The sequence below is a fragment of the Acidithrix sp. C25 genome (genome assembly GCF_904848545.2).
Window position 1 is genome coordinate 1179075 of record NZ_CAJHCI020000001.1, and the last position, 25557, is coordinate 1204631.

Consider the following 25557-nt stretch of genomic DNA (forward strand, 5'->3'; position numbering starts at 1 on the left):
TAGATCAAAATCGAGATCCTTGGCCCTCAGTTGCGGGGGAGCTAAACCTCGACACCGACTCGGTCATCTCAAGAGCGAGAGAGATTGTAGATCGCATAAGCAATTCCTTCTATGAAGTATCGCAAAGATCAGAGGTATCTAACCTAGGCAGCTCGTTACCTTCGCGGCTCGTAGAGAAAGTCCACGAGCGGCCTTTCGTTGCATGGCAGTTCTCAAACAACGTAAGCTCAATGTCGTTTTAATCCTCTCACCCAGGGGCCTTTTTTTAACTAGTTATTGAGCCAAAAGATGCACCAAACAATATTTGTTATGTTGGATCGCGTCAGTTCCACGGGGAGTTTCTGCAAGTGTTTACGAATGCACTTCATTCAAAATCGCCAGATTAAATCAATTACTGGTCATAACAGTTCGGTGATTTGTTTAAACCGTTTTAATTTCCTTTACAGTTGGTGCTCAAGAAACAAATACCGACACCGCTTCCGACTCCAGGGCGCCTGACATGGGGGATAAAGTTCAGGAGATGCCAGGTCGATCTTTGACCGAGAATCGCATGACCAAATTGGTCTCCGGATAGCAGGTTTTTGAGGACGTAAGTTGTTCACACAATGAAACAAGTACACTGGTGCGTCGAGGGGCAGATAACGGGTCGATCCGGATCTCAAGTGCTCCATCGACGATTTGGAGATCACCAGCGCAATTGAATGCTTCACGTAGCAATGCCCTCGCCTCGTCCATCGGACAGATGGGTGCGATCATGCGGGCTAAGGCCGACTCCGCTTTGTAGGTAGACATGCGGATTGCGTGAGTCACGAGCTTTCTCTCCTCGTCCATGAGTACCTCCTCTGGGCGAATGCTACTAAGTGGTACTCGGGTGGGGATATCATGGACCTCTTGGCCGAGGCGGTCAACTTCGCTTCGTGCCTTTTCTGTTATTGCTGTGAGTTTTGCATTTTGTGTCTTGAACTTCACCAAAGATGTCCGCTTCGACTCCTCGAGTGCGATACCTATCGCTGCTTCTGCCTGAGATAGGGCGAGACGTGCTTTGCGTAATTCAGCCTGGGCTCTCTTTTTCGCAGGATTTGGGACCATGCGAAAAGGGTCGTCTCCTACAAAACTGTAGGAATCGAGTGCATCGAGTGCGAAGTGTTCTCTTGCATAACGGAAGTAGTTCTCCTGACGCCAGCGGGCAAACATACGATGAGCTATCTCTGACGCACTGGCATCGGTGCGGGAGGTTACTATCTGGGTTTGGCGACCACCTTCCCTACGTCTGGTGATCTGACGACAGCTAAGGGTCTTTTGGCCGTCAACTTCCTTTGTGAGATTCAGACAGATACTCCGATCAGCCAGCTCATAGAGGTATGAAACGCCATCCTCAGAAAAGGACTCTTCGAAAAAGGCATCATCTGGCTCTTTCGTGCGCTTGTTTTTGACGTAGGTGACAAAGTCGATCTTGTTTCGGACCATTTCTGCGAACAGATTTGGTGACCATCCGCCACGGTCGAACACCACGGTCATCGTGTGGCCCTTTGCCAAGGCTTTGAGTGATGGGAGTAGGCGCCTGATCTCCGAGACCAATGAGGCGCTAAGTTCAGAGGTCACGACAAAAACAGGGTCACCCCTCTGATCGGTCGCCCAGGTCTCAACGGTTGCTGGTGCTGCAATCCTGGTTCTGGTCACGTGTGCTTTTTGTAGGTCTCGTTTCCCTGAATAGACTCGGACGTGGCCATCGAGATAGAGGTAACCCATTACGTCGGGATCTTGTTCTGCGTGATACTCACTAAGGGCATTTACGAATTCAGATCCTTTGTTAGGTCCTGCGATCTCGCTCAACTTTCGTCGGATGGTCTTTACCTCATGGGCACGGTCGAGTCCGAGGAGTCGACCGAGGTCTGAGGGTGGGATACGGGTTGCACCTTCTGCGAGTGGCTCTCTAAAGACCGCTAGAAAGACCATGGTGAGAATCGTTGCACTCAGGCTGTAGAAACCGTCAGACAGGCTGTGATAAGTCTTCTTTGCCGAGCTAAAGAGTCCAGTCTGTGCCAATGTCGGAAGGATCAACAGTGATCCCAGCCTCGCTAGTCCAGCACCTTGGGTGAATACAGGCGTTGCACTTTCAAGAAGACCAAAGCGGGCAAGGACTCGTTCTTTGGTGCGTGGTTCAGGCAATGGAACCGGAAGAAGTCCAGTACCAGAAGATAGCTCTGTTTCAGAAGATAGTTCAGTACCAGAAGATAGCTCAGTCTCAGAAGATAGTTCAGTTTCAGAAGATAGCTCGGCTTCTGCAAAAGAGTCATTCTCTATGTCATCTGTCGACGGATGGATTGCACGGGCAAGCTCTATCTCGTCACCTTCGGTGTCTCTTTCATCCAGATCACCTGTATCCGACGGATCGATTACCGCTGATACCTTCGATTTCGGACCAAGGCGGCCAAGTGCTTGGCGGGCCGGACAGGTAGAAATACCGAGCTCATCAGTTATCGACTGAATCGTTCTTCCGTCGAGCCGCAGTTCCTTGATGTAGGAAGAGACTTCTTCGGGTTACTAGGCGCTGTGACTTCGGACCTCTCTTCGCATCGATGAGGCCGGCTAGACCGAATTCTGCGAAGTCTCTGCGCCAACGCCACAAGGCATTGGGTTTGATCTCAAACGCACGAGAAACATCAATCGGTCGTGAAGCGCCAGTTTCTACAAGTTGCACTGCAGCAAGTCGCCGAAGGGGTTCGTCACCCGGTCCCTAGGTGTAGACGACATTGCCCCAGATAAAGACCGCACCTCCACGCTCGTCTTCGTAGATGCCAGCAGAATCACCGATTGGGAGGGTTTCTTTGGGAACCAGTGGCAATGGTGGCTGACCGATCATCAGCCCGGAATTCTGGTTGCCTGAGGTGGTTTCCATCTCATCAATTATATCATATTCAAGCTCCGAAACAGGTCACCTGCAGAATTATTTATCCAGCTCAGAGGCTAATTTACAGAAACTTGCTGGGTACCATGTCAGGAGGCCTGGACTCCAAACTTGGTTTTGACGCTGGTGCGGTGCAAGAGCTATCTTTTGCTGACATGGATCACACTTCCTGTCAATAATATTGTAAGCCACCATGATTTTTAGTTACAAGGGGACGAAGGGGGAACGGTTATAATTATAAAAGGTATCTAGAAGGACTAAAGAAAAGAGTATTTTCGACTCTTTTTATAGGTCCGGAAGCTCAAAGTCGACTAAAGCCGCCTGACGTCAAGATTGAAAGAGATCACTCAAATCTATGTAAATATTGATCTAGATGGGAGACTCCCAAACTATTGATCCACTGCTGAGGCAGATGCGATTTTAGGGTCATTTGAGCTTCGTCCATCAAACACAAGTCCCAGACAACCTAAACTTGCGACCAAAGCTCCACAGGAGAGCCATTGCGGTGGAGCAAATAATGCTACGCCGGAGCCCATAGGATATAGACAAACTCAAAAAGCTACACCGACATAATTCACCTCAAGACAAAACACCACTACGCGAAGGACAATAGCAGCGGTGGATTGCCTACTCAATATGCCTGAATGCTCCGTTTAAGACCGCTCCGAAGCCAGAGAGCTCACTCAATCCTCGAACCGGCTGAAATCAAACGCGCCAAACCGACTTGGATCCCATCCAAACGAGAAATTAAAACAGTCCATTTATTAGAACAAAGAAACTAATTTCATAACCATTACACAGAAATTACTCAGGTAATTATTACCTAAAGATGGTCGGTCAACTTCTCCAATTAGAAAGACTTGTCAAAGCTACCACGGCACGCCCTCCCTTGCGAATTCCTACCATAAATCCTCCATGCCGATCTCGAGGGTGACTGTTTCATTCGATCAAGTGACATTAAACCCCAAGTGGAGCCACCATCGCTCAAAAACCACCTCCGGAAACTGAGGTTGATTCTGTTAAAGACTCCTCCCATCGAAGGAAAATTTAGATCGACTCCCAGGAGAAATTGGAGTAAATAAATCAATTGCAACCATCACAAGGCCGATGAAACGATATTAAGAGCACCACGCCTGTTAACAAATTCGGCACCTTTAGCCTTTTGTTTCAGAAAGGATTCATTTAGAACCGCTAATGTTTTGCCTAGAAAGACGGAGTTTGTAATGGAAAATACTACATTTTTCCCTGTGACCTCGCAATCTGATAGGATTGCGAGGGAAACTGGTGAGACTATAAGGACAACGCCCACGCCCCCATCTCGCTGGGCATACAATGCGACGCTGTTACTCCTTGGACTTGGTCTAGGAGTATTTGTAGCTTTGCCAATTGTCGATGGCACACAAAGCGAGTTGCACGTCACTGGTGGACTCTCGATGTTTGTCGGATCAGTTACAGGGCTAGTCGGGACTTACCTAGCTTTGCTGATGGTAATACTGGCCAGTCGAATGCCAGCCCTCGAACGGGTTCTGGGTCAAGGTGGCGTTATACACTGGCACAGAAAATTAGCCCCATGGCCAATCTTGCTTATTCTAGCTCACGCGATCTTCCTCACATTGTCATACGCCGAAGCTGCCAAGACTGGCGTACTCTCAGAAGTTGGGGTCGTAGTAAATACCTTTCCTCATCTTCTAAGTGCAACCATCGGCCTTGGCATTATGGTCCTAATCGGAATAATATCAGTTCCCCAGATTCGAAGAAATATCTCTAGGGAGAACTGGTGGATCCTTCACCTTCTCATGTATGTAGCCCTTGCCATCTCGTTTGCTCATGAACTCGCCCTCGGGCCATCTTTTGTAAAACATCCACTTACTCAGATTGTCTGGATAGGAGGTTGGCTCATAGCGGTTGCGCTGATCGTGATATTTCGCATTGGAGTGCCGATCTACCGAACCGTCCGTCACCAATTGCGAGTTGCTGAAGTCCACCGCGAGAGCGAAGGTGTGGTCTCAATAGTTCTGCAAGGAAAAGACCTGGATCGCCTGCAGATATCAGGCGGGCAATTCTTCGAATGGCGCTTTCTTACCAAAGGAATGTGGTGGCAGGCTCACCCCTTTACAGTCTCGGCAATGCCAAAGCCACCCTACATGCGACTGACAGTAAAAGCTCTTGGGGATTTCTCCTCATCACTCTCTGAGATCAAAGTCGGCACCGCGGTGGCCATAGAAGGTCCATACGGTTCATTCACTGTTGGGGCTTCAAAGAGACCCCAGGCTCTTTTGATAGCCGGTGGAATTGGTGTCACGGCCGTAAGAGCCCTTCTAGAAGAGATCCCGCTGAAATCTCGTCCTGTTGTTGTATTACGCGCCAACAAGGAATCCGAGCTCGCTCTAGTGGAAGAGATCACAGAGCTCGTGAAGCACCGAAAGGGCGTAGTCCATAAACTGATCGGAAAACGCGAAGCCGTAAATATGGCCGCCATAGTAAAACTCGTACCCGATATGAAACGTCGAGACGTATTCATCTGCGGGCCCGAAGGCTTTGTAAATCAAGTTGAGTCAATAGTCAAGAGAAATGGCGTCCCACCTGAAGCCATTCATCACGAAGCTTACAGTATCTAGTCAGGAATAGAATCACGTGAAACCATCCCTAAAACTATTAGGCGCAGCCTCAGTTGGCTTTGTTGGAGTTATCGCAATTCACGGGCCAGCACCCTCAACTCAAAGCTCTGCATTGGTAAAATCTAGCGCTCCAGCCCAATCTGCGACTACAACCACAGCAGCCACTGCTAGTTCAGGAGCGACTACAACCACAGCAGCCACTGCTAGTTCAGGAGCGACTACTACCACCGTCGTAAAAGCCGCTCCCACGACAACTGCAGCACCATCATCATCTATAGCAAATGCCACTATGGTTGGCAAATTGGAAAACTATGGTTATGGACAGATGGCGGTCAAAGTTACGATCACGAATAATAAAATCACCGACGTAACCGTCAGCTCTCTACAGACAGCTGAGTCCTATTCCTTGCAGATAGAACAGCAAGTAGTTCCCATCCTAAAATCCGAGGTCCTCAAAGCACAAAGTACGCGAATCATGGGTATCACTGGTGCTACCTATACAAGTGAAGCGTACGCCTATTCAATACAGAGCGCGTTGACTAAACTCCATTTCAAATGATCTCTAACGTTCACCATGCAATGGGTACCGTCTTTACGTTTCTAATCGTCGATGAGGAAAAGTCAAAATCACAGATCGAAGCAGCTATCTCTTTCGCGTGTGCTGAGATCGATCGGCTAGACAACCAATTCAGCCTATGGAAGCAAGACAGTGAGCTCACACTCTTCAACTGGGGAGAAATCGAACACCCTTCTCCCCTTTTCATTGAAGTAATGCAGGAATGTGAAAGAGCAAAGACCATAACAGCTGGCCACTTTGACCCATGGGCATTGGGGACAAGCTTCGACCCAACAGGTCTTGTAAAAGGATGGTCGGCCAAACGTGCCTTATCAATTTTGATTGAAGCGGGAATTCAGGGTGGCCTTGTAAATGCGGGTGGCGACATATGTGTTGTTCCCGGTCGAATCTACACTATTGGGGTCCAGGATCCCTTTAAACCAGGGGAGCTCCTTGGGGTCGTCGATGTCACCGAGGCAGTTGCCACCTCAGGAAGCTATGAACGCGGAGATCATATTACTAGCGTCAAAGGATTGCCTATCACTACGGTTGCCGCAACCGTACTCGGAACAGACCTAACTCGTCTTGATGCGATAGCCACTGCGCTTATTGCTGGAGGCACTGAGGTCCTTGGCATGGTTTCAAAGATGAGAGGTACCGAAGCTATGATCGTGAAAAGTGATGGATCAATGCTGGCCACTCCAAATTTTGCGTTTTCAAAAGGCTAAAACCTGTTATCGTTTCCCGGTTAGCGACCGTTATTAGTCACCTCTACCATTTTCGATCAACAGCCCTTGCCCGGTAGCTTTAGTTACCTAACCTAAATAATCTTACGTTATCGAAATCCAAGCTATATAACTCCTGCCCATATGTGGCAGCATCCATACCGATTGTCGGTCAAAATGAAAGCCTAGGAGACAATTGCACAATTCATAGATCAACTCTTTCGGGTGGTATCTTTTGACTTCGAATGCAGTTGGGGGGGCCTTATCTAGCATTAAGTGCGGAGCTTTAAATGGCTCTCCTAACCCTCATGTGGGTCACCAAGACCCCATAACTGATAAGTAACGCCTGTACGATAAGAACTTTTGGGTCTTTAAAAGCATTGAATGAAACCTGCACGGTTTGTGACCTCTAAATTTGAAGTTACTAACACACAGATTTAGGAGATCTAACCGTGCACGCTAACTCTCTAGTCAAGCAGTTGCTTGACGTTAAAGGTGTCATTGTCAACGATATTTTTATCTCAAAAGATGAAATTGTTGTAGATGTCAAACTTGCACGATCCAAGCTCGCATGTCCAAAGTGTTGTTGAATAAGCCGTAAATTCAAAACAAAATACCGCTACGACATCAGAACTTATCAACTCTCGCTGGAGACATCTTGACATGGGAATACGTCGTACTTGGATCTCTTGTGCCCTACGGAGACCGAAATGCCCCAATCATGGAGTAATCACTGAGTCAGTGCCATTTGGGTGACCGGTATCGCAAATCTCGCTTCACGAGAGACTTTGAACATCTAGTTGCCGGCTCAACCGCAAAGATGGATAAAACAACAGTTACGAAGCTCACCCGGATTGCTCAGAAAACAGTTGGTACGATCTGTGAGAGAGTAGTAGCCAAAGAGATCGATCCAAAGCGACTAGAGAAGCTCTCAATAATAGGGGTAGATGAGATTGCCTATCGTAAACACCATAAGTACATAACCCAAGTTATTTAGAGCCCGTAACAGATCATGAAACTGGAAAGATCGTCTATGGAGCAGAAGGAAAAAGCGCTAAGAGTCTAGATGGGTTCTTATGTGAGCTTGGTTCGCAACGTTCCAAGCTCTCACACAAGTAGCAACAATGGACATGGGACCAGCTTTTGCTAAAGCTTTCGCTGATCGCACACCAGATACTCAAATCGCACTCGATCCTTTTCATGTCGTTAAATTGGGCACTGAGGCCCTGGAGGAGGTAAGATGCGACCTATGGCGCCAGCTGAGAAAACTTCCTACTCCAGATTACGCCCGTAGGTTTGTGAGTGCAAGATGGGCATTACTAAAGAATCCTGGTGATTTGACTCAACGCCAAAATGAGACTCTACGTCAAATAAAGTCAACCGCTGCAATACTTCTAAAGCCCTTAGAGATGAAAGAATCCCTAAGAGGGATATTCGGTAGTGGATTATCCAATGACGAAGTAGCTGAGTTCTTGGATTCCTGGTGTGCTCGTGCTTCACGATCACAGATACCTAGCTTTGTCAGATTGTCAAAGACAATTCGAATCCATAAAGCTGGAATTATGGCTGCTATTGAGCCCCCTAGCTTGAAAAGGGTGTCTCTAATGGAAGGCTTGAGGGTCTAAACAATATATTAGATCCGCCATTGCTAGATGCTATGGTCTTCACTCTGCAAAATCAACACTTGGCTTGGTGATGCTTTCATGCGGTCCGATTGATCTCAAGCTCCCCTACGAAAGGGTTGCTTGATCCACATCTATGTTAGGAGAGCCCTTTAAATCCAAAACAGCTAAAGATCTACTTATGCAATTGTCTCCGTGCGACATGAGATCGCCGAATTTAACGCTTCGAAAAGGAGGAACTTGCCATTCAGCTGGCAAAGCCAACCGACACATGCCAGAGGAGTAATTCTCTGGTGTAGAGCTGTCGGAAAAGTACCCGCGGGAAATCTCATAGGCCAAATCCGTGAGGTGAAGCCGACACTGCCAGCAACAAGGCCCTAAGGGGCCAGACAATAAGGAACCAGGCAATAAGGGACCAGGGAGCATGGAGGTAGGCCTAGCTGGGTATGAGCAACATATGTGAACTGCTGGTTAAAGATCGTTATTGCAAACAAGCCAAAGTTGCTGATGGGCTTGGATCAAAAGCTATCTGGAACGGTCGCAGCATTGTCTTATAGATGCGCGCTGACAACAATTTCCTCCTGTGAAAAGGCAGGCCCTAATCCCAGCGTATGTTATTTCGGTGGAATATTCAATTGGAGGCAAAGCGAAACGCGCACTTGCAATGAGACGGATATACCTTGAGATATTACCTGGTGAGACATTACCTGGTGCGGAGCCAAGCAGACTTCCCCGTGGTGCCAAGGTGTGAAATGGTCTTAGTTACGAGACGGTCTTAGTTACGAGACGGTCTTAGTTACGAGACAGTCTTAGTTACGTGATTCATAGAACCTCATAGGCTAGGAAGGCAAATGAACATGGCTCACGCCACAGTGTGGTCCTACTGACGAAACACATTGGGATAAGATCGATCGGTCGGAACTTTAGTAGTAACGTCAGAAGGTCACAAGCCTACGTCGTAAAGGCTATACCTCCATGGCAAATTGGTAACTGTATGACCGGGTCCCGAAAGGGTCCTTCATAAGGCTTGAGCCTAGTGGGATGAAAGTTGCCCGCTAGGATCTTAAGGGGGCACGACCCAGCAATGAGTCGTGCCTACCCGACTAGCTATCCTGGAAACACCGGATTGAATTGGCCTCGATGAACTTGATCAGGTGGCCCACTCTAAGAAACCCAATATCTCCTGTCATTGAATTTATGATTAAAAACTCCAAAGATACAAAAAAGATACCAAGAGTAGAACCTTACGGGAATACCAGCGCACTATCAGATCACCGAAAAAATAATTGAAACTCTAATTTATCTAACCGAACGCTAAACTTCGGCCCAACTATTAGGACGCACAAAAGGGCTCGTAGTCGCAACAAACTAGCGTACTTAAATACCTGAAGCCACTGCAATATTTGATACCGCTGCAGTCATGAACGGTTCGCGTATTCCAGACTGCGATACACACCAAAGGGCTTCAAGTTACTTGCTGGAGCTTCCAACGGAAGCCACATAACCAATATTCATTGAACAACGACTCAAGGCACGACGACTGAAGATATTTATCATGTAATATCGGGACTTTCACGCTATAACATGCAATTTAAAAACTGCCGCTATTCGACAATAACCCCCATGGACAAAATTAAATCTTAATCAATAATCTTTTTTAAAGTATATCAACTAAATGATCGATAATTATAGGTTTAAATTTGCAGTCTAAATAATTCATCAGATAAACCGACTTTTTAAAAAGCTCAACTGACTAAATTATGCATTTAATATTTCATGGATTCAAAAACCACCAGCGATTTATCAAGACAGCCTGTCTCTCAATTAAGTCTTATCAAGAACGAACCATTTCTCAGCTTTCTTATTTGAACATTCATCCATTCTCCCAAAAACTAGAAATTCGCGCCGATTGCCCAAATCCACGCACTCCGATGAAAACTACTGTACTGCTCTCTCAATTAGATCGATCCGGAGCCACTTCTATCTCGGCTACAAGTAGAGATCTTTTCATAAATAAAGTCAAGTAATCCTGAATCCACAGAATTGGACCAGCTTGAGCCCCTCGGTGTGACTTCAAGTCGGTTTTTTGGAACTGATTTAGGTTTGACGGAGGGTCTATAGATTAAATCTGGTTTCAGAGTGCCAAATATGACCTATTCCCTTTGTGGTTGAGCCTGTTTGGTCATTTTTGAGATTCTGAAATCTCATTTTGGGTATAGTGACCTAATCCCTTGTCTTCTAGAGCAATTCCTTCAAGTAATATTCAGTGTGTTAGGTAACCAGATGTTCAGGTGATGGCGATCTCAAACTTTCTGATCCGATCAAGAGCCTCTAAGAACTTATCCTTATAGTGCCAGTGTTCTTCAAGATGCAGTATTACTTTTCTAGCTGAACGAGTGATATGTCCTGCGATCTGAAAGTAACACCGTCGAAGCTTTGGTGTGGTTATTACAGTTTCTGTAATAGCACCTATTCGCGCCAGGTTGTGCAGTTGCACCGCGCCAGGTTGTGCAGTTGCACCGCGCCAGGTTGTGCAGTTGCACCGCGCCAGGTTGTGTGCAGTTGCACCGTGCCAGGTTGTGTGCAGTTGCACCAATGGCTAATTAGACCAGAGCCAACCAAACGGCATTAGCGTTCATGTATCTGGATGGAACATGATTCCATCTAGAACCTCCTTTGAGATCCTTGATGACTAGTTCGATCTGGGCATGTGCTCGGTGATCAGCCTCAAGGAAAAGCGTTTCGCCTTGTCGATCGGTAATAAATGCGTGATAGTCATAGTCTCTAAATAGTGCCAGCTGAGACCCTGGAGTAGGCTTTGTTCTTCCTACGATAAGACGAACGTCTTGTCTATCTCTTGCAAATGCGCGATATTTACTGTATTTGACGGTATTTCACTTCTGCTACATCAGCTCCACCTTCAAGCCAATAAGGAATTGAAGTCCATGTTTCTTCTGGTATGGCTGCAATAACCTGCTTCAATCGTTTTGACATCCGTGTTGTAATGCAAATGCGAACATTGCCTTGGCTGGCTGTGTCTCTTACGGCTCTTGAGTAGAACCCAGAGTCAAAACGCATGGTTATTTCACCAGTTGCTCCAGCGGCTCTGGCATTGTTGATTACCTGGGTTACAAACTCCCCGGCACCACGAGCGGTATTGGCGTTGCCTTCACGTGTCACTATTCCAAGAATGTCACCTGTTTTACCAACAGCTGCTAGGTGTGGGTGATACCCCCTTACTTTGGTATAACCAAAGTAAGCTCCTTCTTTTTTGTTTCCATATACCTGACATATTGTGGAATCAACATCAATGGTGAGTGACTCATCACCTGGACCTGCTCCAGCTAGCCAGGCTCGTTTTAGCAACAAAGCTGCAACTCGTTCAACATCTGCGATGTCACTGGTCTCAAAACTACGCAAGAAGACACCAAACCTAGATGGTGCTGGCATTATCTGACCAAGAATCACTTGTGCATTTGGGCTTTCAAGGATTGCAGTGTCATCAATGCAATCACCACCGGCCAAGATAGATGCGACGATAGCCATAGCTTTTCTGCCAACATTTGCTCGTCCAGGACGATCCTCTAGGTCAATGTGTAAATCAAAGAGATCCCTAAGGCCAAGTCTCTCAGCAAGGGTGATAGGGAGTATTAATCCACTGTTGGAAACTGCGTTCGAATCGTCAAAGGTGACTATCAAACACTCTAAAGCACTAGCAGATGCTCGCATCTAAAAGGTGCTCCTTGAACTGATAGATTTGAATTGTCTTCAAACATCATTCTACCAGTTCAGAAAACCTTTTCTATGCCAAAATCAAAGTTGAGCGGCTAAATTTTCGGTGGATCCAGGGTAATGCATAAATCCTGGTCATAAAGACAGCACAAGGCCTTACTCCCTGTGACCACATTCCTTTAACACTCCAAGTAGGAGATGCGATCGAAACCTAGATGATACTTCAAACTAATCGATTGGCTGGATATTCGGTCTCTGCATCTCCGTGATTTTGACTTCAGAAAAAGTCATCCCAGTTTCAGTCCTTGCACGCCTTGTGAAAAAGGACTACCAAAAAAATCTCAGTTTTATTCCAAGAGGACCGGTAAAATAGATCACTGCGACTCACATTGGCGAAACATTAATAAAACAGTTGCAAATGTAATGACATTTTCACAATGTTAAGATGAAAAAAACTAGCCATAAACACAAGCATCAACATTTATACAATGTTCGCATAAATGTTCGTCGATCTTTGAGATCGCCGCCCCAAGTGAAAACTAAGATAATACCTGCTCAAGAGGCAATTTGTACCGAATTGGATCGAGCAGAATCGGCCAAAGAGCCCTGAGGATAGTTTCCCGAAGAGCACTTAGGGTGACAGCACGCGGAATAATCTTTCGGCAACTTTCGTCACATTTGTAACATTCGGGTGAAAAATACCCAATTCGGGCCTTCCGACCCTAATTTGCGTGATATTTTCTAACAAGTTACATTCAAACGATTCCTTTCAAAGGGGTGATACATTATGAGCATTAAAGTTCCATCGCCAATCAAGCTGAAAAAGGACATGTCCCGACTCGACTTGACTATGGCCGGTCTTGGAGCCATCATTGGGTCTGGTTGGCTTTTTGGAGTGCTCTATGCAGCCAATGACGCTGGTCCGGCTGCAGTAATAGCGTGGCTCATTGGAGGTGTTGCGGTCGCCTTGATCGCATTGGTTTATGCCGAGCTCTCCGGGATGCTACCTCAATCGGGCGGTATCGCAAGATACCCTCACTTCACGCACGGATCCCTAACCGGATTCATGATGGGGTGGGCCGCCTTCATTGCTTACACTACGGTGCCAGCAATTGAAGCCGAAGCTGTTATTCAGTACTCACAGCACTACATCAGCATTTTCGCCAATAGCAAGACAAATAGCTTCATCGCCGAAGCAATCCTTATGGTGCTCTTTTACGCAATTAACGCCTTTGGTGTAAAAGCGTTTGCGAAGACCAACACGATTGTGACGATGATCAAATTTATCATGCCATCGGCTACGATCTTGATCTTCCTCTTCGCTGCTGGCCACTGGGGCAACTACACCATAAAAATGGCTCCTGCTGCTAAGGTGCCAGGCGGATTTGCACCATTTGGAGTTGCCGGTATCCTAAAGGCCGTCGGCCTCTCTGGAATCGTCTATTCCTTCCTTGGCTTCCGGCAGGCCGTGGATCTTGCTGGTGAAGCAAAGAACCCACAGCGCGACGTACCCCGTGCTATTCTCATGGCCGTTGGAATTGCCATAGTCCTTTACACCCTACTTCAGGTCGTCTTTATAGCTGGCATTGCACCTTCGGCTTTAGCCAAGGGTTGGGCAGCGTTGAACTTCACTGGCCCATTTGCTCAGGTTGCAAGCGCACTAGGACTTGGTTGGTTGGCAACTCTGCTCTATGCAGATGCTGTTCTTTCACCTGCCGGAACTGGAAACGTATACTTGGCATCCACTGCACGCGTCCTCTACGCGCTTGGAAACAACAAGTACCTTCCTGCTCCCTTCCGTAAGCTGAATGAACGCACTGCAGTTCCAGCAGTCGGTCTACTAGTTACTCTCATCTTTGGAATTGCAGCACTTGCTCCCTTCCCAACCTGGAGTAGCTTGGTTGGCGTCATCTCCTCCGCTACAGTCTTAACCTACATGATCGGACCAATCAGCATTACCGTCTTGCGAAAGACCCATCCTGAAGCCAATCGTCCATTTAGGTTAGGTGGGCTAAATATCGTCGCTCCGTTGGCCTTCGTAATCGGCACAATGGTCATTTACTGGACCGGTTGGGCAATTGACTGGAAGCTCATTGTAGCGGTTCTCGCTGGCGCCGCGGTCTATGCAGCTGCGGCCTCAGGCAAGAATTCAACTCTCAATAAGGTTGACTCTGCGTCCTTCAAGAGCGCTATCTGGCTAATTGTATACCTGCTCGCCATACTTGCCATGACCTACTTCGGCTCAGCAACCTTCGGCGCTCAATACAACCATGGTAAGGGCCTAATCCACTACCCACTCGACTTGGTTATAGTGGCTGCTTTGGCACTTGCCTTCTACTATTGGGGTGTTGCTTCTGGTCGAAAGACCGAAGATGGTATTGCGGCACTCAAGCAGATCACCGACGATCAACTTGCGTCGGGCGTCTAGTAACTAGCGCTAGTTCGCCACTAGATCACCCAATTTTTCATAAAGGTGATCTCGAAGATAAGAAAATCTAGAGAATGAGCCCTACCTGCAAAGGTGGGGCTCATTTTGTTATTACCCAATCTGCCCGCCACTATCAGCCATAGGTGCGGCTCCCCGTGCGACTTCATGGATACATCTATGGACGAACGACCAGTGAAAATAACCGAAGTCGCCTATTTCAAATACATGATCACGCTCAAGCAACAATCTAATGATAGGCCAATCAAAGACCCATATCTCATAAAATATGGTCCTCCTACACCTGTTGTCGAATCACAGGAGGCCACAATCCATACAAGTAAAACTATGACAAACGTCACAACAATAAAATGAAATCCATACTAATGATGGCACCTTAGCCGAAATTTATTCTTGATCAAAGAGTTGCCCTTCATTCAAAACTCCCCATACCTCAATTACAACTTTCTATCTACCTCAAAGTTTCATTGTGGGCCCACTGAAAAAATGCAGGATTGATAGAAGATCAATAATGGTAACAGTTGCCCGGACAAAGGGTAAAAGTCCTGGGCCACTCTATTACGACCGCGTTCATCACATTTAATAGACAAAAAGAAACCACCGAACCAGAGCTTGAAGCGAATTACCCAAGTTGTCCCAAGCTAGAAAACATCTCAAAAGCAGCGAAATACAAAATCAAAGAGCGACGGACCTTGAGATTGGAGGGGCTTTCAAAAAAAAGAGGTGGGGCTATGCCCATAGATCGACGAGGCTCTAGTGGCCAGGATCTAACAGCCATCTACACCACAACCCTAAGCTTGTAAAAAATACCCAGTAAAGCTCAACCGTGACTCAAGTCGACAACGGCGCCCAATAAGCACCGATATCACTTAGATAACTTGAAATTTACGCAATGGGAAAGCAAGATTACCTGGAACCGAAAAGATACTTGCCACCCGCCAAAACCCTTGTCAAAATCAAAAAGTGAATCTCCCACTTGCTACGAAGGAATATTCTCGGGCTAATTGACTATATAAACCCGCAATGAGAGCTTGACCTAAAATCCAACAACCATGTACCGCTGAAATTCAAATCCGAAACAGCCCTCCACCAACCAGGCCGCTGATTAAGTTCAGGCCACAAAGTATCCCAAGTAGGTAACCTCTCGATCGTTATAGTTAAACTCCCCCCCCTCAAATTCCTACTAAAATTGAGGACTTCTTTGCGTGATCACCTTATTGCTGCATTTGAAAGTGTATTTGTCCTTTTGGGGAGATTCTTTCGAACCAAAAGCGCCCACAATCCAAATTCACGCCTCAATTTGGTCACGGCCATCCATTGCAGTCACTTGCTCGCCCCTTTACAGGACGCCAATCGAAAAGAATCAATATCGAAATCGTAAACCCCTACGTTGCCCTATCTAAGAGGAGAATGGAGCTTCATCAAAAGCCGTAAATCAAAAAGAAGAGAATCCTCTAGCCCACCTTCTCTCCTTTAGCAAAATGGCTCGAGATCTCTCTAGAAAGCAGTAGCTGCCATCAATCTCAATCCCACTAGGAAGCGAACTAACGAGAGACCGAACAGATGAGATACCAACCAATTCGAATTCAATCTTAAGATAACCCGGCAGATTTGCCTAGGCCCACTAGAGCTCTAGAGCACATAAGGTCGATCTATTCATCGACGTTGATCGCCCTTTGAAGCTTCTTGTTCGAAAGCGCCCTTTTGTCATCTAATCGAGCTTGATTAGCACCGCGAGTCGGACGAGTAGGCTTTCGAATCTTTGGGGTTTTGCAGGCATTCTCCAACAGTTCGTGTAGACGATCAAGTGCAATTTTGCGATTTTGACCCTGAGACCTTTGAGTTGATGAAACAACGCGTATGCTGTCTCCATAACGTCGCATTATCAAGTCGCGGTTCACGCTGGAGCAATAGATTCCGCTAAGATCACAGATCAGTTCGACGCGTGAATCGGTAGTATTGACATGCTGACCACCGGCACCTGAGCTTCTAGAAAAACGCCACGTCAGAGACGAAGTAGGTACTGTAATTTTCGGCGACAAAGCCATTTTTATAACGCCTTTTGTGATACAAATAAACCTATTAAATTACGGAAAAAACTATTTGATAGAACCTGAATCCCCTCCAAGCACCATCTACCAAATTGCACACATACAAATAGGATACTTCTTCGAAAGAGACATAGCCTATGACATATTCCCATAAAGTGAAGCATTCCTTAGAGACAAAGTGACCACGAGGAATTACTTATTACGCAAAGCACCCTAGGTGTTAGACAACTGGCGCTTTGTCCTGACCTTCGATTCTTCGCTGTTACTTACAGTAGTGGTGCCAAAGTTGGGACGGCTACAGTTCCATTTGGCTTACCATGCTTATTACGCTCAGATCTGACAGTTTAGATTGCGAATTGAATTCTCTTTGATCTCCTGGCCCCTTTGTCAGAACTCTTGGTCCATAAGATTATAAAGGTACCTGTTAGCCAAAACGAAAACCGAACGTGACGCGAAGACTAATTGCTATGGCCAATCACTTGACCAGTCAGCGTCAAATAAGCTCCAAATCTGTCGAATCGCATCTTCAATTCACCATCCTCAACTTTGAAATCTCCTTTGGCCCCCAGTATCTACATTACTATGACCAAATCTCAGAGATACGATCTTGTGGTCGAGACTATGGTCGAAAATCGAAAAGGCGCGAACACTACATGCGCTATTTCCGGGGTAAATTTAACAATAATGAACGCTGCTAAGATGGTTTGAAAAACTCAATTCCACAACCCCACCGTAATCAACCAATACAATGGCGACATCCCGGCGACGACGTGGGAATCACTATTGACCATGGGGTTATAAGCTACCTTGTTTATAGAAAAACTCGACGAATAATCATACCGATGCTTGGAACAAAAATGCCAAGTCACTGCAAGTGACCCTATCGACCAAGAGGGACAGCCGCTCCTAAAATAGCTTTCCTGGGTCTTTTTATGCAGACTGTTCCCTGGAATCTCTTTGTCCGAATTTCATGGCCGAGACCAAGCCAGCATCTTGGCACGAATATTGTCGAAGATCCCTAATGATACTGTTCAATCCCTCAAAATGACAACCTTGTTCGCAGAGACTCCGGTGAATTCCCTGTGCCATCACATCTTAGGCGCAGGGAATTCACGCCCAAGACCCGTTGGCATCTACAAGATCAGTATTGATAGTTACCCCCTATTACAGTCAATATTACAAATTAAAAGCCAATAGTACAAGTCAGATCTAGAGCGGCTGTGTTAGGACTCGTCCGCGACTGTCGTAGCGATACTGGTTAGGAAGTGGCAGTCGACCGGTCTCAAGATCCTCCATCATGCTGATTGGAATATCATATTGCGAGGGCATTCCGTTTTCTCTAAAAGCTCGAAACTTCCTTACAAAGATCACACCTGGACGTTGCGTTGAAGTGAAGGTGATCTCTATGGTTGTATCTGGCCAACTGTCAACCGCCTCAATCTCGAGAACTTTCACTCCCTCAATAGCATCCTTGGAAGGATTTCTGGGTGGCGCCGCACTCCATCCGCTTTGCTTGAGAACTTTCACTTCCTCAATGGCAGCTGCTGGAGGATGTATTTGTTCAGACGAACCCCATCCTCTCTGAAAGAAGGCTTTCACTTCGGCAAGTTGTTGTAGCACTTCCTCCTCTGGAGAATGATCCAAACCAAACCATTGTGGCCGCTGGAGGAAGGTTGAAACATCGAAGTCATGCTCGCCAATGATGGTCATGACAGATGGTTCCGATCCGTCATGGCGTACTATTTTTATGCCATCATCGCTTGCGATGCTGCAATAGAGGCTGTCATCTATGGATTGGGTATCCAACAGTGTTCCGCCTAGTGGAACACTTGCGATGATGTTTCTTTGATCTTCATTGAGTGGCCAAATCACCATACCATTTAAACGGCGAATCTCTTCCGCTTTGGCGTTGGTGTGACTCAGCCGTAGGAGGAGATGGGCATCTAATCCCAATGGAGTAACGCCCGTTAGATCACGACGGTAGAGCCGCGGTAGATCACGAAAACTCCTCCATGGCGTCGAGGACCATGTCGCGCTTTCTAGGGAATCTAAATTAGGTTGACCTCGTTCGAAGTTCCCTTCTTCTCTATCTTGGTGCCACCAGACTGTTTTTGTACCCTGGCAATCTTGATCCTTATGGAGTGTTGAGACCCAGCATTGGCCACCAATCAGCCCAATTCCATGGGGTATCCCCGCCAGGAGAAAAGATCTTACCATCGAAGTCTCTTTGTCGATGAGGAGCAGTTCGGTCGTTGGATTTTCATCTTGCCCATGAGGTAGCCTAGTATCGTCGATCTCTGAAAGCACCCAGCACCCACCTGTATCGGCGAGCAAGCTGTGGACAGAATAACCTATCTCAATGCAAGCGACTTGGCCACCTTGTTGCACATGATAAAGAGTCCTTTGTGCCGATAACGACCAGATCCAAAGGCTTTTTCCATAGGCAGAGGCGAGCCAATACTCATTTGATGGGATCGGCACCGAAACTAGAGATTGAAGCTCTGGTTTGGTAATATCAATAACGACAACGACCGACACACCCTAATCGCACGCGAAGAGCACGTGGGGTGTAACAAAGATCTGCGATGGTCGAAAATACCTCTTCATGAGGTTAATCTAATAGAAAACCCCAAAACCCAACTGCTAATCGCATAGTTGGACGTCAATCGTCAAGCTACAGTACCTTACCTACAACATCCGTTTCTATAGAGATAATTAGAGGAGTCGCAGTGTTTGGTCTCAAGAGGAATCCTCTTCGTTCTTCGCCCAATAGCACGGTGAGCCTCGCGATGGTCGGCACCTTTGCTCGTTCCGTAAATTAAAGGTCTTCTTCTGCCAACCTAATCCCGCCAAAAACTGGCCAATTTAAAATTCTCATCAATCGATATATCCGTGTCGGTTACTTGAGCTAGAGAACTATTTGACGTCTCCCACAACTCTTAGCCTATGGAACCGAAGATGGATCTAGGATCATCATCGAACAAAGGTCACCGACTCCAACTCTTACCATGAAGCTCTCGCAGAAGGGGTATCGAACCTCCCTGTATCCGCTCCCTCAATTCGCTCCTGCAATTGGGATAGCCCCAATAACTCTGGGCGAGCGGCCAACTCAGCATTCAATCATAAAGACATACATTGTGGATCAAATGACTCAATAGAAATCCACGTGGCAGCTTTCACTTTCGACCACATCTCTTTGCTGAGCGCTACCAACGGCTATGCCGATTGGATAAATTCGACTCCTAAACGTGCAATTTCACAACCCGTCCAAACCAATCGTGGAGGCGTTGTCTTTGATAATCTTTGAGTTGGTTCTTGGGCCGAATCTCATATTGCCTGGTCGCAAAATTTAGGAATCGTCATTTTGGCTAATTTGATACAATTCAACCATGGGTCCAAATCACACAGACAACAGCCCCCTTTGATACCTCGGGCTTTCTGCCTTGGCAACACCATCTTTTGATCTTTAGGATATGCATTTCTATTAAAGTTCTCGTCGCTTACGGTCAGTGGCGTTGCCGAATTGACATGGCAACACCCTTAATAGCTAGTGATGCCATATCGATAGAGCAGTTCGCCATCGAAAGTAAAAAGATAATTCATTTCGGATAGCCCCACTATTGAACGCTAAAGCAGAACTAGTCCAAATCGTTACGGCTAATAGATCTTCTAGAAGTTCCGATCAATTTGACTCAAGGCTACTTATCCTTTTCGCCACATTGTGCCGAAATTGGACTCCATGAGTTACAGCACATGAAGCCCAAAAAGGTTCTTGGTATTAGATTTAGCCGCCAATGGAAATGGCCAGCAGAATCAATGGCCAGCGATCGCGTGTGGCTTATATGGCGCCTCGAGGCGCTCGATCTCCGTCGGGGAGAGTTCTAGGCCAATGGCATCAACAGCATCCATAAGTTGAGTCAACTTAGTCACTCCGAGAATTGGCGCAGATACAACAGACTTAGAAAGGATCCATGCCAGAGCCACTTGAGCTGGCTTAGAGCCTCTTTCATTGGCGATCGCTACGACCTGGTCTACAATTTCATTATCATAATCTCTATAGAGCGACTTTCCGAATTCATCGGTATTTGCACGTTCTGTGCTCTCATTGACAGGTCTAGTCAAACGTCCTCGAGCGAGTGGGCTCCATGGAATTACCCCAATTCCAGCGTCTTTACAAAGCGGAAGCATCTCCCTTTCCTCTTCTCGATAGATGAGGTTGTAGTGGTTCTGCATAGAGATAAACTTTGTCCAGCCGTTTTGAGTTGCGACATGCAACATCTTAGAAAACTCCCAAGCATACATCGAAGAGGCCCCGATGTATCGAGCTTTACCCGCTTTGCAGACATCATGCAACGCCTCCATCGTCTCTTCAATCGGAGTGTTATGGTCGAGTCGATGAATTTGATAGAGATCGACATAGTCGGTTCCTAGACGACGAAGACTATTGTCGATCTCGGCCATTATCGCCTTGCGTGAAAGGCCCGCTCCATTGGGTCCAGGCCTCATCCGACCGTGAACCTTAGTGGCTATAACGACCTCATCTCGATTTGCGAAATCCGCCAAGGCTCGACCCGTAATCTCCTCACTGGTTCCATCCGAGTAGACATTTGCGGTATCGAAGAAGTTAATTCCTGCCTCAAGTGCGCCCTTGATGATCGTGCGGGAACTCTCCTCGTTCAAAGTCCAAGTGTGTGAACCTCGATTGGCTTCGCCAAAACTCATACAACCTAGACATATCTTTGATACTTCTAATCCGCTAGATCCTAGCTTTACATATTTCATCTCTTTGTCGACCTCCTAAAAATACCGTAGTTGAATCCCTCGAAAAGTCGTCCACTTGTACAAAGGCAAATCAAATGCTGCCAATACCTATTGTCTATAAGTGACAAGTGTCCAGATCCCAACTTCTAACTCTCACCCAATCACAAATGCCAATAAAGTCAACTCATTAAGATCAACTAGTTGGGTTTACATGGCGAATCTAAATTGAGCCCGGACAACATAAAAGCCATCATCAAAAAACCCAATCCGTCCCCATCGATTAAAAAATGTACCGTCGCATTCTCGATGGATTGAACAACTTCAACGGGAAAACGGGCGTCAAGGAATCAATTCAACGCTATTCCTACTTCGGAACTATCTGAATTCGAGGAGTTATTTGACATGAATCAACCGATTCATCTCGCCAGGCATAAAACTTTGAAGGCTGGGTCGATAGACCGGCGTGATTTCCGGCCTTGTCCAAAACCACAACGTGCATGATGAGGTTTTCAACTGGCTCTCCCAGATTGAAGATATCTGAAAGAGCTTCCGATCCGGCCTCCATTGGTGAGGCTCCGCGAGCCAGAAGTGAGACAATCGTTCTCGCTAGAGAAACCCTTATAGACAATTCACCATATCCCGTACAAGCCGCCGCGCCATAACGCGAATCACAGTAGTTCCCAGCACCAAACACTGGAGTATCGCCGGCACGTCCCGGCCACTTCCACGCCCACCCGCTAGTTGAAACCGCTGAAGCAATATTTGAATCGCCATCAAGACCCAAGAAATTTACTGTACCCACTGCACGCTCTGGATCCATGGTAAGCGCACGCGCACGCGCTAGAGTATCCGATGCGATCTCGGCTGGAACCTTAGCGACACCCTCGCTCCATATTCGTTTGGATTCGTCGCTAAGAAGCTCACCTCGAAGGGCGCCGATCTCATCAGCGAACTTAGCAGCACCTTCCCCGACTAAGAGCACGTGCGGCAAGAGTTCCATAACACCGCGCGCAACAGTTATTGGATTCTTGAAGCCCTTAAGTCCTGCAACGGCACCGGCCTGTCTGGTAGTTCCGTCCATTATCGATGCATCGAGCTCTACCTCACCAACCAAGTTTGGGAGGCCACCGCTACCGACACTATGGTCATTGGGGTTGTCTTCAACCACCTTGCATGCTTGCTCCAAAGTAGAGATTAGATCTCCCCCATTTGAGATGAAATCCCACACGGCATCGATGCCAATTCCGCCATTTTCGCTTGCAACTAATAACATGTCACTCTCCGAATCGAACTCATTGAGCCACAATACAGCCCCAAGGGCTCTCACAGAGACAAAAACCATGGAATTGCTAAAGGCGTACTCCTATGATTCTTCAACTGATTCTTCAACTTCCATCTTTGAGCTTTCGACAAGAACAAGGCAAAAGCTCAAATACAAATGTGAGCCACGCAAGGTTCGATCGCCTCAAAGACAGCCCCCGCCAAAGCCACCGTAATACTTGGCCAATCTGGAACGATCGCCTCAAAGGCAGATAGAGCCAATCAAACAAAGCTAAGGCCACCAACAAAAAAGGGCTAGGCAGTGTGACCCATAAAGCCAAAAAAAGACAAGCTAGGTATTTTGGCCACAACACTCGAGAAAAACGCAGTTCTATCCTTTTAGGTGCGAGATTTAGGGGGGTACTACCTGGTCAGAATCGACAAAAGCAAATGGTCGACGCCACTCCATAGATAAAACGACAATCATAGCGACAACAATAAATTACTTTTATATAAACCTCATCTGACGATAGGCTTCATCTGACGATAGGCTTCATCTGCCAGTAGTGCCTTCAGAGTCTCATTTGAAGACCATGCCACCTGAAAAACCAGTCTGTCATCTGCGTTCGCTCTTCAGGTACTACTCGCCAAAATGAAAGCGATGACATCTCCAACTTATGACGAATAATAAGACCACACGCCTACTAAGTGGTGCTATTTAAATGGTGCTCGTGAGCTTGAGCGAGAACTTGTAAGGTCCGCTGCTTCCATGGAGATTTCCAAGGCCTAAGGCAATCACATAGACTCCAGGCTCCTTCAAATTCCAGGTATAGCTGCCAGCACTGCTTATGTGGCTGCCATCTGGAACGCCACTAAAGTTGAGACCACTTGCGCTAGCAATAGCGTGATTGGCTATGTCAGGGCCAACGAGTTGCAAAAGTGGAACAGACGATGGGTCTGGGGTTACATAGGTGAGCGTCAAAGTGCTGCTTGTTGTCAAGTCGACCTTCCAATATTCTGATTCCATCCAGTTGAAAGGGACAGAGTCAAGGGCAAAGATATTTCCAAGCATTCCGGGATCAGAAGTAGTATTCCCTATCACCGTAGAGCCCGAGACTAAAAAACTCGCTGAGGAAACAGTCGGTGCGCCGCCAGCACCACTTGAAATCTCAATTGAAGGCGCCGGGGAAGACGATGATCGTGTTGCTAGAGGAACGAATGATCCTAATGCACCAGAACTCAATGTCGAAAGCGAGTAGTTGAAAACCCGACTTACAAATGATCTGCCTTTGTTGTCGATCAGAATGCAAAGGTTCGGCCCAACACAGGTAACCCCATTAAGCGAGGCGCCCTTGGCAGCGTCCACCCTGACCCTTTGGTGCCAGCGGCCAAAAGCGTATCTATAGACAAAGCCGCCACGATCGATCGCGATACAGAAATTGCGACTCGAACAAGAGATCCCCATAATTGCAGCTCCCTTCGATCCGGAAATGTAGGTAGGACCATACCAAATGCCATTCACGAAGCTAAGACTTTGACCGGAGGAATCGGTAGCCATGCAAAAGCTAGAGTTGGCACATGAAAGCCCATTGATAACAGTACCTTTGGGAAGATTAACCTTTTCTACAACGCCCCATTTGTCGTTGTTCGATAAAACACGGGTATTACCGAGCGAATCTATCGAAAGACACAATCCAGGAGAAAAACAAGAAAGATAGCGCTTGGCATTATTTGGTAAATTTTGGCTAGTTCCCTTGGTCCAAATGCCGCTTGAGAAAATGTAGGTTCTGCCGTATCGATCAACGCCCAAGCAGTTAGCTGCTCCCGAACAAGAGATCGAATTCGAGCCCAAGGGGCTAGGCAGCACGCCTTGACCCACCTTGGTTAGAACACCACCGGTGTTATCGAAGACGACAAACCCTCGGTCTGCATTCTGGCTTAGGCATAAGCCCTCCAATGAACAACTTATGCCAGTTACTGCGCTTTTGTCGAAGGTACTGACGCTTTGGCTTTTATTGATAGTTGAGTTGAACTCATAGAGAGTTCCCCTATTACCCCCAACAAGACAGAGCGAAGGGGAAATACAGGTAAGAGCCGAGACCTTCTCATCGACGCCCTTTGGCAGGATGGTGGTGGCTATCCATTTCGCGGCAGAGGCTGAACTGCCCCCAAACCGCACCTGTGACTGTCCTTGAAGGGTCAATACAGTCGAACTTGCTATCGAATTTGCCTTTGCTCCTGTGGCAATCCCGCATGAACTCAAGAGAGATGTAATCACAAAGAGAAGGATCAGCCCGGTCGCACGTCTACGACTCCGAGAGAAAAAAACAGAAAGAGGCATGGCATCTTTTCCTAAGAAGACCGAATTTTATGAAATGGCAGTCACTACATCAACATCGTCAACGATCGCAATATATTGAGACTACAGCAACACCAAGATTACATGGCTATCTACTACCAATCTTTTGCGCTAAGCCAATAAATAAGGAAATTATTGCAGGATTGCAAAAATGCTAGCGCAACTTTCAAATGACTCTTGTTCCAGATCTAATCGGTCCTGACCTTCACACAATCATTGCTCGTATCCAATCGTAGTTCTTCTAGAGTCCGGAAAAACAACTTCGTAAAAACCCTGCCAACAGATTCCCAAAAGCACAACTTAACCAGGTCTAAATGCCAGTATAAGATGCTTATAGGAAGAAGTACTCATGGATCCAACCAACGAATAGAACTTCATGTATGATAAAAAGAGTTCACATAAATTAGCAATAGTTCCCCAGAGATCAAAGGTGAGCCGAAGTCATATGTCAAGATTTTTGAATCTAAATTCCGAAATAACAAATCTGTTGATACCTGTCCTCACTTAGAGTATGTATAA

16 protein-coding genes and 1 pseudogene are annotated in these 25557 nt (G+C 46.7%); 7 read left to right on the forward strand and 10 right to left on the reverse strand.

Going from position 1 to position 25557, the window contains the following annotated elements:
* Window positions 1-513: 513 nt before the first annotated feature.
* On the reverse strand, window positions 514-2169 hold the full coding sequence (locus tag ACIDITHRIX25_RS91650; RefSeq protein WP_201732757.1) for a putative transposase: 1656 nt from the start codon (window positions 2167-2169) through the stop codon (window positions 514-516).
* On the opposite strand from ACIDITHRIX25_RS91650, the gene ACIDITHRIX25_RS91655 reads away from it, so the two are divergent.
* Complete coding sequence (locus tag ACIDITHRIX25_RS91655) at window positions 2153-2488, forward strand: hypothetical protein (protein WP_201732758.1); 336 nt, start codon at window positions 2153-2155, stop codon at window positions 2486-2488. The genes ACIDITHRIX25_RS91650 and ACIDITHRIX25_RS91655 overlap by 17 nt on opposite strands.
* On the opposite strand, the pseudogene ACIDITHRIX25_RS91660 reads toward ACIDITHRIX25_RS91655, so the two are convergent.
* Window positions 2474-2707 (reverse strand): annotated as a pseudogene (locus ACIDITHRIX25_RS91660) (helix-turn-helix domain-containing protein); the annotation flags it as partial. The gene ACIDITHRIX25_RS91655 and the pseudogene ACIDITHRIX25_RS91660 sit on opposite strands and share 15 nt — an antisense overlap.
* Window positions 2708-2737: 30 nt before the next feature.
* Window positions 2738-2899 (reverse strand): hypothetical protein, encoded by a 162-nt coding sequence (locus tag ACIDITHRIX25_RS91665; RefSeq protein WP_160291920.1) that lies wholly within the window; start codon window positions 2897-2899, stop codon window positions 2738-2740.
* 1232 nt (window positions 2900-4131) lie between these two features.
* Between ACIDITHRIX25_RS91665 and ACIDITHRIX25_RS91670 the strand changes: the two genes are divergently transcribed.
* The 5 genes from ACIDITHRIX25_RS91670 (at window position 4132) to ACIDITHRIX25_RS91690 (ending at window position 8432) form a co-directional block, all read left to right on the forward strand.
* On the forward strand, window positions 4132-5526 hold the full coding sequence (locus ACIDITHRIX25_RS91670) for a ferredoxin reductase family protein (RefSeq protein WP_201732760.1): 1395 nt from the start codon (window positions 4132-4134) through the stop codon (window positions 5524-5526).
* Window positions 5527-5542: 16 nt separating this feature from the next.
* Entirely contained in the window at window positions 5543-6085 is a 543-nt protein-coding gene (locus tag ACIDITHRIX25_RS91675) for an FMN-binding protein (protein WP_201732761.1), read from the forward strand.
* Between the two features lie 20 nt (window positions 6086-6105).
* On the forward strand, window positions 6106-6810 hold the full coding sequence (locus ACIDITHRIX25_RS91680) for an FAD:protein FMN transferase (RefSeq protein ID WP_201732762.1): 705 nt from the start codon (window positions 6106-6108) through the stop codon (window positions 6808-6810).
* 745 nt (window positions 6811-7555) lie between these two features.
* Window positions 7556-7804 (forward strand): helix-turn-helix domain-containing protein, encoded by a 249-nt coding sequence (locus ACIDITHRIX25_RS91685; RefSeq protein WP_052605479.1) that lies wholly within the window; start codon window positions 7556-7558, stop codon window positions 7802-7804.
* 127 nt (window positions 7805-7931) lie between these two features.
* Complete coding sequence (locus ACIDITHRIX25_RS91690) at window positions 7932-8432, forward strand: transposase (protein WP_283770399.1); 501 nt, start codon at window positions 7932-7934, stop codon at window positions 8430-8432.
* Between the two features lie 2284 nt (window positions 8433-10716).
* Here the strand turns inward: ACIDITHRIX25_RS91690 and ACIDITHRIX25_RS91695 are convergent.
* Complete coding sequence (locus ACIDITHRIX25_RS91695; RefSeq protein WP_201732374.1) at window positions 10717-11022, reverse strand: hypothetical protein; 306 nt, start codon at window positions 11020-11022, stop codon at window positions 10717-10719.
* A gap of 281 nt (window positions 11023-11303) precedes the next feature.
* Window positions 11304-12158, reverse strand: a complete 855-nt coding sequence (locus ACIDITHRIX25_RS91700) for a transposase (protein ID WP_201732764.1) — start codon at window positions 12156-12158, stop codon at window positions 11304-11306.
* A 790-nt stretch (window positions 12159-12948) separates the two neighbouring features.
* Here ACIDITHRIX25_RS91700 and ACIDITHRIX25_RS91705 point away from each other — a divergent pair.
* Window positions 12949-14589: an APC family permease gene (locus tag ACIDITHRIX25_RS91705; protein ID WP_201732765.1), complete on the forward strand. Its 1641-nt coding sequence runs from the start codon at window positions 12949-12951 to the stop codon at window positions 14587-14589.
* A gap of 1670 nt (window positions 14590-16259) precedes the next feature.
* Here the strand turns inward: ACIDITHRIX25_RS91705 and arfB are convergent.
* From arfB to ACIDITHRIX25_RS91730, 5 genes are all read right to left on the reverse strand, one after another.
* Window positions 16260-16655 (reverse strand): alternative ribosome rescue aminoacyl-tRNA hydrolase ArfB, encoded by a 396-nt coding sequence (gene arfB / locus ACIDITHRIX25_RS91710; RefSeq protein ID WP_201732766.1) that lies wholly within the window; start codon window positions 16653-16655, stop codon window positions 16260-16262.
* A 1212-nt stretch (window positions 16656-17867) separates the two neighbouring features.
* A complete protein-coding gene (locus tag ACIDITHRIX25_RS91715; RefSeq protein ID WP_201732767.1) occupies window positions 17868-19196 on the reverse strand; it encodes a hypothetical protein in 1329 nt (442 codons plus the stop codon).
* A 1275-nt stretch (window positions 19197-20471) separates the two neighbouring features.
* Window positions 20472-21440 (reverse strand): aldo/keto reductase, encoded by a 969-nt coding sequence (locus ACIDITHRIX25_RS91720; protein WP_052605952.1) that lies wholly within the window; start codon window positions 21438-21440, stop codon window positions 20472-20474.
* A gap of 343 nt (window positions 21441-21783) precedes the next feature.
* Window positions 21784-22761, reverse strand: coding sequence for a glycosylasparaginase (locus ACIDITHRIX25_RS91725; RefSeq protein WP_201732768.1), 978 nt, complete (start codon window positions 22759-22761; stop codon window positions 21784-21786).
* Window positions 22762-23397: 636 nt separating this feature from the next.
* Window positions 23398-25020, reverse strand: a complete 1623-nt coding sequence (locus ACIDITHRIX25_RS91730) for a hypothetical protein (RefSeq protein WP_201732769.1) — start codon at window positions 25018-25020, stop codon at window positions 23398-23400.
* Window positions 25021-25557 lie beyond the last annotated feature (537 nt).